7 protein-coding genes are annotated in these 15,977 nt (G+C 40.5%); all 7 read left to right on the forward strand.

Translation table 11 applies throughout. The annotated features are described in order from the left end of the window. Window positions 1–142: 142 nt before the first annotated feature. A complete protein-coding gene (locus tag ACFSR8_RS04930) occupies window positions 143–3,301 on the forward strand; it encodes a SusC/RagA family TonB-linked outer membrane protein (RefSeq protein ID WP_380289639.1) in 3,159 nt (1,052 codons plus the stop codon). 13 nt (window positions 3,302–3,314) lie between these two features. Continuing rightward, window positions 3,315–4,868: a RagB/SusD family nutrient uptake outer membrane protein gene (locus ACFSR8_RS04935; RefSeq protein WP_380289641.1), complete on the forward strand. Its 1,554-nt coding sequence runs from the start codon at window positions 3,315–3,317 to the stop codon at window positions 4,866–4,868. A 15-nt stretch (window positions 4,869–4,883) separates the two neighbouring features. Further along, window positions 4,884–6,806, forward strand: a complete 1,923-nt coding sequence (locus ACFSR8_RS04940; protein ID WP_380289643.1) for a hypothetical protein — start codon at window positions 4,884–4,886, stop codon at window positions 6,804–6,806. Window positions 6,807–6,912: 106 nt separating this feature from the next. Continuing rightward, window positions 6,913–10,107, forward strand: coding sequence for a glycoside hydrolase family 2 TIM barrel-domain containing protein (locus tag ACFSR8_RS04945; protein ID WP_380289645.1), 3,195 nt, complete (start codon window positions 6,913–6,915; stop codon window positions 10,105–10,107). 13 nt (window positions 10,108–10,120) lie between these two features. Next, window positions 10,121–11,557 (forward strand): carbohydrate-binding protein, encoded by a 1,437-nt coding sequence (locus tag ACFSR8_RS04950; protein ID WP_380289647.1) that lies wholly within the window; start codon window positions 10,121–10,123, stop codon window positions 11,555–11,557. A gap of 13 nt (window positions 11,558–11,570) precedes the next feature. Further along, on the forward strand, window positions 11,571–12,434 hold the full coding sequence (locus tag ACFSR8_RS04955) for a glycoside hydrolase family 16 protein (protein WP_380289649.1): 864 nt from the start codon (window positions 11,571–11,573) through the stop codon (window positions 12,432–12,434). A 67-nt stretch (window positions 12,435–12,501) separates the two neighbouring features. Next, on the forward strand, window positions 12,502–15,948 hold the full coding sequence (locus ACFSR8_RS04960) for a hypothetical protein (RefSeq protein WP_380289651.1): 3,447 nt from the start codon (window positions 12,502–12,504) through the stop codon (window positions 15,946–15,948). Window positions 15,949–15,977 lie beyond the last annotated feature (29 nt).

Genomic DNA, 15,977 nt, shown 5'->3' on the forward strand with positions numbered 1-15,977 from the left:
ATAAAAATAAGGGTTTATTAAGGTTTTGGTAAAAACTGTGCATTTTTTTTACGATGTATATTTTTTGTTGTGGGCGAAAATGCGAATTTCTTAATTCGATACTCTAATTTTATCAAAACTAAAACTCAAAAACTGACTAAATATGAGACAAAAGTTAATTAACGTGCTGACGATACTTTTTGTATTGCACATTGGTGCACAAAATGCAGACGTTAGTGGAACCGTACTGGATAATACAGGTTTTCCGATTCCTGGTGTTAACGTTATTGTAAAAAACACCACAAAAGGAACTGTAACCGATTTTGACGGTAACTTCACCATCTCAGATGTCGAGACGGGTGCTATTTTAAACTTTAGTTATGTTGGTTACATAACTAAAGAAGTAACTGTAGCAGGAAGTCAAAAATTAGAGATTCAACTCGAAGAGGATATCGCTACCCTCGACGAGGTTGTAGTTGTAGGTTACGGTACCCAGAAAAAGAAAGAGGTGACAGGAGCCGTTTCGGTGGTGGATTCCGAAGCCATTGAAAAACTGAATCCGCAGCGTGTGGAGCAAGCCTTGCAAGGGCAAATCGCTGGTGTGAATGTTACTTCGACATCAGGTTCGCCAGGTGCGGGAGCAAACATTAGAATTCGTGGTGTTACTACAAACGGGGATAACCGTCCGTTAATATTGGTGGATGGAAACGTCATTGAAGACTTATCCGTGATTAACCCTAGTGACATTAAAAGCGTAAACGTTCTAAAGGATGCTACAGCAGGTATATACGGTGTAAGAGGGGCCAATGGGGTTGTTTTGATTACCACGAAAACCGGTAGAAAAAACTCCGAGATGAAATTTCAATTTGATGCATATACTGGATTCCAAACAACGAGCTCCAGGATAGATCTATTGGATCCATTCAATTTTGCCATTTATGTTAACGATGCTTTAGATGAAACGGAATATTTTGTCTACCCGCAAAAAGGTACGGATTGGCAAGATGAAGTTTTCAAGACCGCAGCTATTTCAAACATAAACTTTAGCGGTAGTGGTGGTACCGAAAAAGCGGCATATACTTTTGGTGTGTCCTACCTCAACCAAGATGGTATTGTAGGTGCAAGTAAAAATAATTTTGAGAGGGTAACAGCCCGTTTAGGACTTCAGTATGATATTTTAGAAAACCTGAAATTATCTACTACGGCTCTATATACTAAATCTACTAAGAATAATCTTCCAGAGGGTAGCATCGGATCTGTGTTGTACAGTGCCGTTAATATCAATCCTGATTTGGCCGTTTATGATGATAATGGGGATTTTTCGCAGCCAACCCGAATATCTCAAATTGAAATCATCAATCCCTTAGCTCAGTTGGCTAACAACCATAACATAACAAGGGTAGATCGATACAGTGGTACTCTGGGGTTAGATTATACCTTTTTAGAGCATTTTACAGCAAGTTCAAAAATGCAGATCAATTACTCTAATGTATTGGACGATGTTTTTAGGCCCGTATTTGACTATGGCCCAGGAAGGTCTGCCAATATAAACGAGGTATCATCAAGTATAGACCCCGATACCGGAGAAACAATTTATGGAGGCGGTAATGAAATAGTAGACCATAGTGCAATTTTTACTGACTATACTTGGGACAACTATATTAATTACAACAACACATTTGGAGAAGATCATGATGTTACCGTGTTGTTGGGTATGTCCATTTTCAGAACTCGCGGCCATTTTTATGGGGAGCAAGGTTTTGTATTAAAAAATGGAAGTAACTCGGTATCCGATGCCTTTCAAGATGGATGGATCGGTGAACGGCTTGACCCTGTTCAAGGTAGAATAGTCAATCGATTTACCCCCGCCCAACTTGATTTAGGTCAAGAACAATTCGATTCCAGATTATCCTCCACATTTGCTCGGGTCCAATATAGCTTTAAGGGTAAATATTTATTGTCTGGTGTTATTCGTAGAGATGTGTCATCAAGGTTTTCTTCAATGAACGGTAATAATGTAGGTTATTTTCCATCTGGTTCTTTTGGTTGGAACATTTCGGATGAAGATTTTTTTAACAAAGATGGCTTGATTAATTCCTTAAAATTTAGGGCAAGTTATGGTATTATAGGAAATGACAGAATTGCTGACTTTGCTTTTTTAACGCGATTAAATGGTGAAGCTACTGTAGATTCCGGGAATACGATTACTGAAGCTGATTTACTTAATGGAGTAGGAGCGGGAACAATTGGTAATCCTGATCTTAAATGGGAAGAGCAAGAAACGGCCAATATTGGTTTAGATGCAAGGATGTTTAATAATACAATCAGTATCACTGCAGATGTGTTTAGGAAGCAGACCAAAGACCTATTGATTCAACCTCAAGCGTCAGGGGTATTAGGTGTTGGTGCTCCTGGAGCAGCTTCTCCCTTTATCAATGCCGGAACGGTAGAAAACAGAGGTATTGAGTTTATGATAGCGTACAGCAATGATTTCTCTGAAGACTTTTCTTTTAATACCAGTTTTAATATGACCTACTTAGAGAACGAAGTTGTATCATTAAATGGTAGAGAGGCGCCTGTAGGAGGGGAGTTTGGCGTTGGGATTAGCCAAAACGATATTTCCCGTATGGTGGTTGGTGAGCCGTTAGGGTATTTTCATGGATACAAAACCGACGGCCTCTATCAAACGCAAGCAGAAATTGATGCGCTGGATGCATCATCTCCAACTGGCACATACAGCACTGTTGGGGAAGTGGCTCCAGGAGATTTAAGATTTGTAGATACCAATGGAGACGGTCAAATTACTGATGCCGATAGGATGAATATTGGTGATGCAATCCCAGATTTTATATTTGGTTTCAATATTGGCTTCAAATATAAAAGCTTCGATTTTAGCGCCAATGCATTTGCATCCGTAGGAAACGATATGATCCGTGATTACGAGCGTAAAGATGTGTTTGCCAATAGAGGGGCATATATACTTAATCGATGGCAAGGTACCAACACAAGCAATGATGTACCCCGGGCTGTTGCAGGGGCAAATGTCAATACTGATTTATTCTCTGATTTTGTAGTAGAAGACGCATCTTTCTTGCGTATTCAGAATATTCAAATAGGATATACCCTTGACCATCCCGGTTTTAAAAAATCAGGTATAGACAAGATGAGAATTTATATTGCCGGTAATAACATATATACACTAACCGATTATCAAGGTTACGACCCATCTGCAACAAGTGGAGACCCTATTGGAGGAGGAATTGACAAGGGTTTCTATCCTGTGGCTGCCAACTATTTATTAGGTGTTAATTTAAATTTCTAAAGCAATGAAAAAGATGAAAAACATAAAAAATATTATACTTGTCGGACTCCTTTTTATGGTGGCCTGTGATGAATGGACAGAAGTAGACCCAATAGGACCTGTTGCAGAAAACTTTTTTAATTCTGAAGAGGAGTATGAAGATGCTTTACTAGGAGCTTACGATCTTTTACAAGGCGTGTTTTGGGGCAACCTAATTGCGGTTTCGGCCTCAGATGATTTTGGGTCAGGCGGAGATGCATTTAACTACGATCAACCGGTTGTTCAAAATGTAAATTATTTGATTCATACTCCTGCAGACCAAGAACAAATCCGTAGCCATTGGCAATTGATGTATGCAGGTATAAACCGGGCCAATTATTTTTTAGAAAACAAAAATGCTTTGGATTTTTCGGGTAAAGACGAAATGGTAGCACAAGCGTATTTTTTACGAGCATTTTATACGTTTGAATTGGTAAAGTTTTTTGGGAACATTCCTTTAAAGGTGGAGGAACGAAATGGCGTAAACAGAATTGCAGATTCTCAGGTCCTGGCTGGTGATGAACTTTCTATGGTAAGGGTGTCTAGCATTGGTTTTGCCTATGATTTAATTCAGGAAGACCTAAAGGAAGCCATACCTAATTTGCCTGCTACTCAGGATCAGTCGTTCAAAGCCACCAAAGGTGCGGCGCAAGCCTTGTTAGGTAAAGCCTATTTATACGATAATGATTTTGAAAATGCTGCTGCTATTTTAAATGACCTGATAGCTAGTAACCAGTACAGCTTAATTACTGGTGAGGATTACGTTAACATGTTTACGACTGAAGGAGAGAATGGATCAGAATCTGTATTCGAAATCCAATATACAAATGTAGAGGGTGCTGGATGGGATTGTATCCATTGTAGTGAGGGAAGCTATTTCGTGCAGTTCAATGGGCCAAGATCACCTTTTGATGATCCTGTTTACGCATCGGGATGGGGCTTCTTATTGCCAACACCGATGTTATACGATTTATATGATGAAAATGAGGCAAGACGAGACGTTACCATTTTCGATTTACGAGAATTAAGGGATTCTGGAGGCAATTATTCTGCACCTAGAGAAGATACAGGGTTCTATAACCATAAGTATATGCCTAGAAAAGCTGATAAGGCTGGCAACGCCAGTACACCCGAATTGGTGCACAAAAACAACTACCGGGCTATCCGCTATGCCGATGTACTGTTAATGGCTGCAGAGGCAGAAGCCCAAATTAGTGGCTCAAATGCTGAAACTTATCTCAATATGGTGAGAGCAAGGGCCTATGGAAATAATAGCATGGACTATACGTCTGCTGAGGGACCGCTTTTGGAGGCTATTTATTTAGAAAGAAGAAAAGAGCTAGCGGGAGAAGGCCACAGGTTTTTCGATTTGGTAAGAACTGGAAGAGCAAAGGCGGCTTTTGACGCCTACAACGATAATAAACCTGAAGATTTTGAAGCCATCAACTTTGTTTTAGGAAAACATGAGGTGTTTCCAATACCAGAAATTGAACTAAAGTTGGCTTTGGCCGAAGAGCAGTGGGGCCAAAATCCGGGATATTCTAACTAAAGACTAAACTAAATAATGAAAACAATAAAAATTAAAGAGATGAATGTTTTAAAAAAAGGATTTTACATCGCATCAGTACTTTTCCTTAGTATCGCGGCGATATCATGTGAAGAAGATGATCAATTGAATATCATCGCTGGACTGGATTTCAATATTGCTACATTGAACCCCGAGGGTAACAGAGTAGGTGTAATTGCTACCACCGTGCCACCGGATGGTCGCATTGTATATACTGTAAATTTTGGCGACCCAAGTGGAGTGGATGTAGCGGATGGTAGTGCAGACCGTACTAAGGATTTAATCCAAAAGACCAGTGGTCCAATGGTTATATATGAGTATCCAGAACTTGAAGAATCAGTACTCTATAATATTACCGTTACTGCTTCGCTTCCTGGGCGTGAAGATGTTTCAATTACAAAAGAGCATGCGGTTATTTATAAACCTGTTGACACAGGAGGAGGCTCAAGTGGAGGAGGTTCTCCAATTGCTGGTACATGGCGATTGGCTCCGGAGGCCGCAGCTTTGGGTGTTGGCCCGGCTCTTAATGATGTGTCATGGTGGTCAAATGCCGAGGAGGATGTTACGACTAGAGATTGCCTGTTTGATGATACCTATGTATTTAATCCTGATGGTACGTTTCAAAACATGCTGGGTGCAGAAACATGGATAGAACCATGGCAAGGTGCAGCTGCCGAAGAATGTGGGGCTCCAGTATTCCCACATGATGGTACTGCTAGCGCAACTTATGCTTATGATGCTGGGGCCGGTACTATCACATTAAACGGTAGGGGTGCTTTCCTAGGATTATCAAAAGTTACGAACGGAGGAGAATTGGCTAGCCCAGGTGATGCACCAGAATCCGTTACCTATATGGTCACACTTTCTGATGATGGTAATACTATGGAACTTGATATTAATTTTGGTCCTGGATTCTGGTCGTTTAGGCTTATCAAAGATGTACCACCAGCTATTACTGGTACTTGGAGATTGGCTCCAGAAGCCGCTGCTCTTGGTGTTGGTCCTGTGAAAGATGATGTGTCTTGGTGGTCAAATGCTTCTGAAGATGTTACTACAAGAGCATGTTTGTTTGACGATCAATATGTATTTAATTCTGATGGTACCTTCCAAAATATTTTAGGAGATCAAACTTGGTTGGAACCATGGCAAGGAGCTTCTGCTGAGGAATGCGGCACACCTGTGTTCCCTCATGACGGTACGGCTTCGGCAACTTATGACTATGATGAAGGAGCGGGTACTTTAACTATAGATGGACGAGGTGCTTTCATGGGCTTGGCAAAAGTTACTAACGCTGGAGAACTTGCATCTCCAGGAGATACTCCGGATTCCGTTACTTACGAAATTACGTTATCTGATGATGGAAATACAATGGAGCTTGATATTAATTTTGGTCCTGGGTATTGGTCTTTCAAATTGGTTAAGGATGTGCCTCCCGCAAATCCTTTGGTAGGAACTTGGAAGTTAGCACCAGAAGCCGCAGCATTAGGTGTTGGCCCGGCTCTTAATGACGTGTCTTGGTGGTCAAATGCTTCAGAAGATGTTACAACTAGAGCATGCTTGTTTGATGATGAGTATGTGTTTAATAATGACGGAACCTTCCAGAATATTTTGGGAGATCAAACTTGGTTGGAGCCATGGCAAGGTGCGTCAGCTGAAGAATGTGGTACTCCAGTATTCCCTCACGATGGGACGGCCTCGGCGACTTATGACTATGATGAAGGCGCAGGGACATTGACTATCGATGGCAGAGGAGCTTTCCTTGGTTTAGCTAAAGTAACCAACTCAGGTGAGCTTGCTTCATCAGGTGATGCGCCAGATTCAGTTACCTATGAAATCACGCTTTCTGATGGAGGCAATACGATGGAACTCGACATTAATTTCGGTCCGGGGTATTGGTCCTTCAAATTGGTAAAGCAGTAAGCTGAATATTGATAAATAAATTTAGATACAAGGCGGTATCTATAGTGATATCGCTTTGGTTTCTAGATTAGCATAATCAACTCACATCAACATAACTAAATCAAATATGAAAAACAATTTATTAAGATTAGTGTTTCTTCTGCTTACTTCTTCGCTGTTTGCGCAGGCCAACAAAGTCGAGATAGTAAAGAATGACCAAGGAACCAAATTAGTCGTAGATGGCAAAGACTTCATGATGAATGGGATTAATTGGGACTACGTACCGATTGGTACCGATGTTACCAATGCCAATTTCTGGGAGTTATCTGACGACGTTATTAAGGCAGGATTGGATACCGAAATGGGACTACTTAAAAACATGAATGTTAACGTTGTAAGACAATACGTTGGTGTTCCTGCAAAGTGGGTCACATATATTTACGAAAAGTACGGTATTTACACCCTTTTGAACCACTCTTTTGGCCGCTATGGACTGACCTTAGATGGTGTTTGGACACCAGTTACAATTTATACCGATGAGAAAACCCAAGAACAGTTGGTGTCTGATATGATGAAACTGGTTGAAGACTACAAGGATGTTCCGGGGATTTTGATGTATATGATGGGTAATGAGAATAACTATGGACTGTTTTGGGCAGGAAATGAAACTGAGGATTTTCCTGAAGGCGAAGAACAAAAAAGGGCTGTTGGAGAAAAAAGGGGAAGACCCATGTACAGGCTCATGAACGACGTGGCCAAAAAGATGAAGGAAATGGACCCTCATCACCCAGTTGCAATATGTAATGGAGATGTATTGTTCATTGATATTATTGCTGAAGAATGTAAGGATGTGGATGTGTACGGGGCTAACACCTATCGTGGAGAGTCTTTTGGAGATTTCTTCCAAGTGGTAAAGGACAAACTGGATAAACCAGTAATGTTTACCGAGTTTGGTGCGGATGCTTACAATGCACTTGCGGATAAGGAAGACCAATACTGGCAAGCCCATTATAACCTATTGAACTGGAAAGAAATTTATGAAAATGCTGCCGGAATGGGCAAAGTTGGAAACTCCATCGGTGGATTTACATTTCAATTCAGTGATGGATGGTGGAAGTTAGGCTTTGATGATAGAGAAGGTGCCGATACCCATGAAACAGGTGCTTCTTGGAGCAATGGGGGGTATTACCACGATACCAAAGATGGTTCAAATAATATGAACGAAGAGTGGTTTGGTATTTGTGCCAAGGGTCCTACAGATGCGCGCGGTTTATACGATTTGTATCCTAGAGCTTCATATTACACCTTAAAAGAGGCCCATGCCTTAGACCCATATGGCGAAGGTATGAATTTAGAATTCCTGCAAAACTATTTTAAGAATATCAATATCATGGATGCGGTTTTAAAGGCCCGTGGTGATAAGGCGGCCCTAAATACAAGCGACATGGATAGGCTCAGTATCAGTAGGTTATCTGCAAAATTTACAACCTTCAGCACTGGGGGTACTTTGATTACCACACCAGAAACTGCAGATCCTGATGATGCACTAACCTTTCCCAATGAATTAGGATTCGATCACATGCAGTCCTACTTTGTTGGTATTCAAGGAAAGCCCGCTTCAAATATGACCGTTAATGTTGATGTCAATGTTTTAGGTAATGTTGCTAGTAATCCGATAAACGAAATTTTTTATGAGAACGTTGGGCGGCCTGTTGCAGTAACCAATGTTCAGGGAGAACAAGTCACCTTAACCGATAATAACCGTGTTCGTGTGTATCAGGCCGAATTTGATTGGAAGGCAAAAGACTTTGATTTAAGGGGTTTTTACAGAACAGGGCACTATCATTGGGCCTATGAAGGCGATTTCTTCAACCTGTATCCCGAAGCGAATTATGGTCCTAATTTAGACATCTATAATGGTGAAATCTTGGGATTTGAAGTGGACGCCAAAGGTGAATTGGAAGGGCTAAAGGCAGCTTTCGGTCCACAATTATGGTGGGGTGCCAACCCAACCATGTTGTTAAAATACTCCACGCATATTGCTAAATGGGATGTAACCGGTATTTACCACAGGGATATTAATACGGATCTTGAGTTTGACGACAATGGAAGACGTGTGTTAAATCAAAACCAAGTGCGGTCAGGTATTATTCCTGCATGGCCAACGGAAAGAGCTACCATAGCTATGGAAAGGGAATTTGGAAAACTAGGGCTAACCCTTGGAGCCATTTGGGGTGGTAGACCACTAAACGGCAGTTCCTTCCAAGTGTATGAAGATGGCGCTGATGTAGTTTTGGTTGATAAAATTAACAGTAATGATAATTGGGGTACCAAAGGTAAAATTACTTATCAAAATGGGCCATTTAACTGGTATGCTCAGGGATCTTACATGGGCTTGGTTGCCAATGGGGGAGTAGATCAAACCAGAACATTTACGGGATGGAGGCTTAAAGATTCTGGTAGCGGCAATATGACCAATTTCCTAACTGGGTTGACATTTTCCGTAGGAGATTTACAGATAGCTCCAAACTTTATGTGGCAAAAACCATTGGTTGATCCTATGCCTAATGGAGGTCCTGCTCCAGGAAGATTAAGAAACGTGATTGATGATCCTTTTGCGGTAAGAAATGGAAACAGGGAAACTTCTGCAGGTGAAATTTTGCTGACTTACGACCCCACCCCTGGTACATGGATGTATGCTTGGGATAACGATAGAGCGGAAGACGCCAAACTAGCCTTAAGTGCAGGTTTTGTTTACAGACACTTGCCCACTACTATGGATGGTCATATTGGTTTTTTGGCTGATCGTACATTCTTCGCTTTTGGAGAGACAGCACCCGCTGTGGATTTGTGGGAGGCACATGCAAAGGTGATGTCAAAAATGGGTAATGATTTTGGACTTATTGGTAATTTCTATTATGGAAACGGACAGGGCAATGGTGATTCGGACAGGACCATCACACGCTTCGGAGCTGATCTAAGAGTGCTAATGGATAAAATAAAAATCATGTCACATTTTAAAGTGAACGACTGGGGACCATTTGACTACCATCGTGATTTTAACTTGACATATCCGTTGCAATTAATGTTGGATGTTTCGACAACTTTAGGAAAGCCGGATTGGTTCATTTTACCCAGTACTCAAATTGGAATTAGAGGCATGTGGCGTTCATTGGATGCGAATTCACCAAGGTATTCGCCTCTGGCTACCGACCCAAATTCGACAAATCCCAATTCACCACCAATTCTTAGTCCTGTTGGATTCCCTGATGGCTCAGAATGGGAGATTAGAACATATATACATATTAACATAGGAAGATAACAAAGCTTTAATTATGAAAAAATTAAATATAAAATACCACATTGTTTTTCCTGTTTTAGGATTAATATGTGTAGTCATAGCAAGCTGTGAAAGAGGCTTTTCAGATGATATCGATTTTGCTACTTTTCCCAGCACCGCGGAAATATATATCGATGACCCTGTTGGATTAACAGACGAGTTTTTTGAGTCTTTTGACCCGGCTACAGGTGCCAATCCAGAAGGTTTTGGAGTAGACGCTAATGAGGCGTATCAAGGTAATTCCTCAATAAGAATTGATGTTCCAGCACCCGATGATCCAGACGGGGCCTATATTGGAGGTATTTTTAGGGATCGAGGTGAAGGCAGGAATTTGACTGGTTTTGACGCTTTAACCTTCTGGGCCAAGGGTTCAACCACCAGTTCAATAGAGCAGGTAGGTTTTGGAAATGATTTTGGAGAGAATAAATATGCCGTTGTTTTAGAAGATGTAGCCTTATCCACAACATGGAAGAAATATTATATACCAATTCCAGACCCTTCTAAATTAGTTCAGGAAAGAGGAATGTTTATTTTCAGTGCCAATGCAAATGATAATAATGGCGTAGGCTTTACCATTTGGATCGATGAGTTGCAATTTGAGAATTTAGGGACGATAGCTCAGGCAAGACCTGCAATACTTGGTGGCCAAGACCAAACAGCGCAGGCTAATGTGGATAGTTCAGTTCCAATTATCGGGTTAACTCAAACTTTTAATGTAACCAATGGCCGAGACGTTACCGTAAAAGTAACTCCTGCTTATTTCGATTTTGAAACCTCAAACCCGTTTGTAGCTTCTGTAGATGATAGAGGTCTAGTTACAATTGTTGGTGAAGGTAATATCGATCCAAATACGGGACAACCTGATAATAAAGCTACAATTACAGCAAAGTTGGGTGAAGTTCAAGCGGCAGGATCTTTAACAGTAGAAGCCGTAAACCTTAATGTGCTTTCAATTTTTAGTGATGTATTTGCCAATGTTCCTGTCGATAATTACAACGGTTTTTACATCGACGGCTTTCAAACCACGCTTGGCGGAGCTGTTGAAGAAAATGGAACAAATATCATTGACTACACAATGATGAATTTCGTAGCGATTGAGTTCTATGGAAGAGGAGGAAGTGGTGTAGTACCTCTGGATGCAACAGAGATGACACATATGCATATTGATGTAAGGGTAAATGAAACGGTTGAGGCTTCTGATTTCTTTAGAATCGAACTTTTCAACAATTTCACTTTGGGTAATAGCGTATCAGGCGCATATACTATTCCTGGAACAGATTTATTAAGTAACGAGTGGGTGCAGTTTGATATTCCCTTATCCAATTTTGTTGGTCTGAGTGCCCAAGATGCCCTTGGAGCTATAATATTTGTGTCCGATGCTACCATTGCCAATGTGTCCTTAGATAACATTTATTTCTATGCTGAAAATTAATAAACAGAAAAACATGAATTTTATAAACAAAATAAAAACAAAACCGGTTCATTTATTATGTCTCTTATTAACGGCACTAACGCTAGGAGGAATTGCTTTTAGTTGTGATCCGGCTGGAGACCAAGTAGTAACTAATTTTGAAACCCTAACGATGAGCGATGAGTTTGATGTTGATGGTGCGCCAAATCCAGCCGTATGGGGATACGATATTGGCATTGGGGATAACGGTTGGGGGAATAACGAATTGCAGTATTATACAGATAGACCTGAAAATGTTAGAGTGGAAGATGGTATGCTCAAAATTACAGCAATTCAAGAAAGCTTTGAAGGCTCTGGCTACACATCTGCTAGGCTCATAACAAAAGGGCTATTTGAACAACAGTATGGCAGATTTGAAGCTAGAATGAAACTGCCATTTGGAAAAGGTATGTGGCCAGCATTTTGGTTACTGGGAGCAAACATCGATGATATTGGATGGCCGTTTTGTGGGGAGATTGATGTTATGGAAAATGGGGGGTCTAATCCCACAACCGTCAGTGCTGCGGTACATGGCCCGGGATATAGCGGAGGAGAGCCAATTAAAAAGGAATATGGGTTCATGAAATCTCGTGTTGATACCGAATTTCATATTTATGGAATTGAGTGGGGTCCGGGCTACATTAATTTTTATGTAGATGATGCATTGTATCTCCAGATCACTCCAGATAGCTTGGAAGAAGAGGACGTCGATAGGTCTCAGTGGGTATTTGACAATGGACCATTTTTCATGATCCTCAACTTGGCTGTCGGCGGTAATTTTGATGGAAATCCAGATGCTGATACTGTCTTTCCTCAGACCATGTACATCGACTATGTAAGAGTTTACGCGGCAGATTAAATAACTTTTTATTAAAGGGTTGGTTTTGATTTGTATAAACCAACCCTTTAAAAGCTACAACCAAACTATGATTGCTACAGAATCACAAAATGTTTCAAAAGAAACTAAAGGTATAACTGGCGAATTGGTCACTTTTAATAACGAAACGTATTTCAAAATTTCGAACAGTGATCAGATGCGCCCGTTTTTTATGAGTATTGTAAGCGACTCCAACCACTGGATGTTTATTTCAAGTAATGGGGGTTTAACGGCTGGTCGCAAAAATGCCGACTATTCGTTGTTTCCTTATTATACTGACGATAAGATTACTGAAATGGCCGAAATAACAGGGAGCAAAGCCATTTTTAGAGTTCATAAAAACGGAAAAACCCATTTGTGGGAACCCTTTTCCATTCGTCAGATGGGGATTTATAATACCCAAACCAATCTGTATAAAAACCGATATGGGAATAAAATAATCTTTGAGGAAAACAATCTGGATTTAGGTTTGACTTTCAGATATGAATGGAATTCCAGTAACCAATTCGGCTTTGTAAAAAAGTCCACTTTGATTAATAATACTGGTGATGCTGTTGAAATTTCGGTTTTAGATGGTCTTCAAAATATTTTGCCGGCAAGCGTTACGGCAGATTTACAAAATATCAGAAGTAACCTTGTCGATGCCTATAAGAAAAGTGAACTGCAAGCCGAAGTAGGCTTAGGCGTTTATGCACTAAGTTCCGTAATCGTGGATAAGGCAGAACCGAGTGAAGCTTTAAAGGCGAATATCGTATGGTCCACCGGACTGGATAATCCAACGTATTTGATTTCGTCGTTGCAGTTGGATGCATTCAGAAGAGGAAATCCTGTGGTTCAGGAAGTCGATATGAAAGCCGAAAAGGGTGCTTATTTTGTGGCTTCTCAAGTTGCTTTAGGACCTAATTCGGAAGAAAGTTGGAGGTTTGTGGCCAATGTCAACCAATCCATTTCGGACATAGTTGAAATTTCAGAATTCATTAAAAATGAATCTGATTTGGAAACTACGCTCCAGAAAGATATTGATTTGGGTACTTCAAACCTGATAGATTTGACCGGAGCTTCTGATGGCTTGCAATTAACGGAAGATCCTCTAACCAACATGAGGCATTTTTCAAACACGCTTTTCAATATCATGCGTGGCGGTATTTTTGACGATGGCTATACAATTGAAAAAACAGATTTCTTAAAATACATAGCGCATGCGAACAAGGATGTTTTCAAAGAAAAGAAAGCTAGTTTAAATGTCTTGGGTGAAACCTTCACTTTGGAAGCTATTCAGAATCTTGCCGAGCAGGATGAAAACAAGGATTTCCAACGGCTGTGTTTTGAATATTTGCCCTTAAAATTCAGTAGGAGGCACGGTGATCCGAGTCGCCCATGGAACAAGTTTTCCATCAATACACGAAGCGAAGTTGACGGTTCAAAAATTTTGGATTACGAAGGCAATTGGCGCGATATTTTCCAAAATTGGGAAGCTTTGGCGCATTCCTATCCGGAGTATATAGAGGGGATGATTCACAAGTTCTTGAATGCTACTACTTTTGAGGGCTACAACCCCTACAGAGTAACCAAAGGTGGATTTGATTGGGAGGTTATCGAGGAGCACGATCCATGGTCTTACATTGGCTATTGGGGAGATCATCAAATTATCTATTTGTTGAAATTCCTGGAATTCATTGAGAACCATTATCCTAGCAGATTGGAAAAACGTTTCAATCAGGACATTTTTGTTTATGCCAATGTGCCCTACATCATCAAAAGTTACGAGGACACTTTGAAGAATCCCAAGGATACGATTGATTTTGATCATAAGTTGGATCAAACGATTCACAAAAGAAGAGATGTGTTGGGTGCTGATGGCGCATTGCTATTGGATAAGAATTCAAAAATTTACAGGGTCAATTTTATTGAAAAACTATTGGCCACGGTATTGTCTAAAATATCAAACTTCATCCCTGAAGGTGGTATTTGGTTAAACACACAGCGCCCAGAATGGAACGATGCCAATAATGCCTTGGTGGGTAATGGTGTGTCAATGGTAACGCTTTACTATATCTATCGCTTTCTGAATTTCTTTGAGGGTGTGGTTAAAAAAGCCAGTATTTCGGAGGTTGAGGTTTCGGAAGAACTCATTGAATTTTTTAATAGCGTTTTAAATACGCTATTGGATAATGCCTCTATCTTATCTGGAGATATTTCGGATAAAGACCGAAAAACAGTTTTGGACGGTTTAGGGTCGGCCGGAAGCATTTATAGGGAAACTATTTATGCTGAAGGGTTTTCAAATGAAAAATCGGCACTTAGTCTTGAAGCTATTTTAGGTTTTATTGAAGTCACCAAATCCTATTTGGAACATAGTATCGATGCCAATAAGCGTGATGACGATATGTATCACGCCTATAATTTGATGACAGTTGAAAATGAGAATGAAGTCTCGATTTCTTACCTGTCGGAAATGCTAGAGGGGCAAGTGGCTGCCCTAAGTGCGGGCTATCTTTCACCCGCCCAAGGTCTGGGCTTATTAGATGGGTTGAAAAATAGTGCGTTGTTTAGGGAGGATCAATACAGTTATATTTTGTATCCAAACAAAGAATTGCCTCGATTTGATAAAAAGAACAACATCCCTGCCAGTAAGGTGGAACAGTCAGCTTTGCTCAGAAAATTAATTACTGACGGCAACAGGCAGATTGTGGAAAAGGATGTGAATGGCGGTTTCCATTTCAACGGAAACTTCAACAATGCCAATAGTCTAAAAGACGCTCTGGGCAATTTAGATGATGAATATGCGCTTTTGGTCAACAAAGACGAAGCCTATTTGCTTCAGGTTTTTGAGGATATTTTCGATCATAAATCCTTTACGGGACGCTCAGGAACCTTCTTCGGATATGAAGGTTTGGGTTCTATTTATTGGCACATGGTTTCAAAATTATTGCTTGCGGTACAAGAAAATTGTGTTTCGGCTATCAATGAAAATGCAGATGATGTGGTAATCGGCAAACTTTTGGATCATTATTACGAAATAAATGCAGGTATCGGCGTACATAAATCACCAGAATTGTATGGTGCTTTCCCAACCGATCCTTATTCCCATACCCCGGCAACAAAAGGGGCTCAACAGCCTGGAATGACTGGACAGGTGAAGGAGGATATTCTTAGCCGATTTGGCGAATTGGGCGTATTTGTGGAAGAGGGTCAAATCGTTTTCAAACCGAATCTGTTGCAGAAAAAGGAATTTTTGAATGCACCAAAAGTATTCCATTACACGGATGTAAATAAACAGGAGCAAAGCATTGAGATTAAAGAGGATACTTTATGTTTCACCTATTGCCAAGTGCCTATCATTTATCAGTTGTCTGAAGCAGAGGGCATACGAATCGTGTTTAATGACGGACGAGAAATTGACGCTGATAGCCTGAGGTTAAATGCAGATGTATCCCAATCGCTTTTTGAACGAAAGGGCGAAGTGAAGGAAATTATAGTTTCCGTAAACAAATAGAAATCAAAATATGATAAAATAACAAGAAG

This window comes from Hyunsoonleella rubra (genome assembly GCF_042684665.1).
Taxonomy (GTDB): Bacteria; Bacteroidota; Bacteroidia; order Flavobacteriales; family Flavobacteriaceae; genus Jejuia; species Jejuia rubra.

Bases quoted from the DNA above. Each gene is read 5' to 3' on its own strand.
- ACFSR8_RS04930 (WP_380289639.1), top strand. From the start codon at position 143: ATGAGACAAAAGTTAATTAACGTGCTGACGATACTTTTTGTATTGCAC.
- ACFSR8_RS04935 (WP_380289641.1), top strand. From the start codon at position 3,315: ATGAAAAACATAAAAAATATTATACTTGTCGGACTCCTTTTTATGGTG.
- ACFSR8_RS04940 (WP_380289643.1), top strand. From the start codon at position 4,884: ATGAAAACAATAAAAATTAAAGAGATGAATGTTTTAAAAAAAGGATTT.
- ACFSR8_RS04945 (WP_380289645.1), top strand. From the start codon at position 6,913: ATGAAAAACAATTTATTAAGATTAGTGTTTCTTCTGCTTACTTCTTCG.
- ACFSR8_RS04950 (WP_380289647.1), top strand. From the start codon at position 10,121: ATGAAAAAATTAAATATAAAATACCACATTGTTTTTCCTGTTTTAGGA.
- ACFSR8_RS04955 (WP_380289649.1), top strand. From the start codon at position 11,571: ATGAATTTTATAAACAAAATAAAAACAAAACCGGTTCATTTATTATGT.
- ACFSR8_RS04960 (WP_380289651.1), top strand. From the start codon at position 12,502: ATGATTGCTACAGAATCACAAAATGTTTCAAAAGAAACTAAAGGTATA.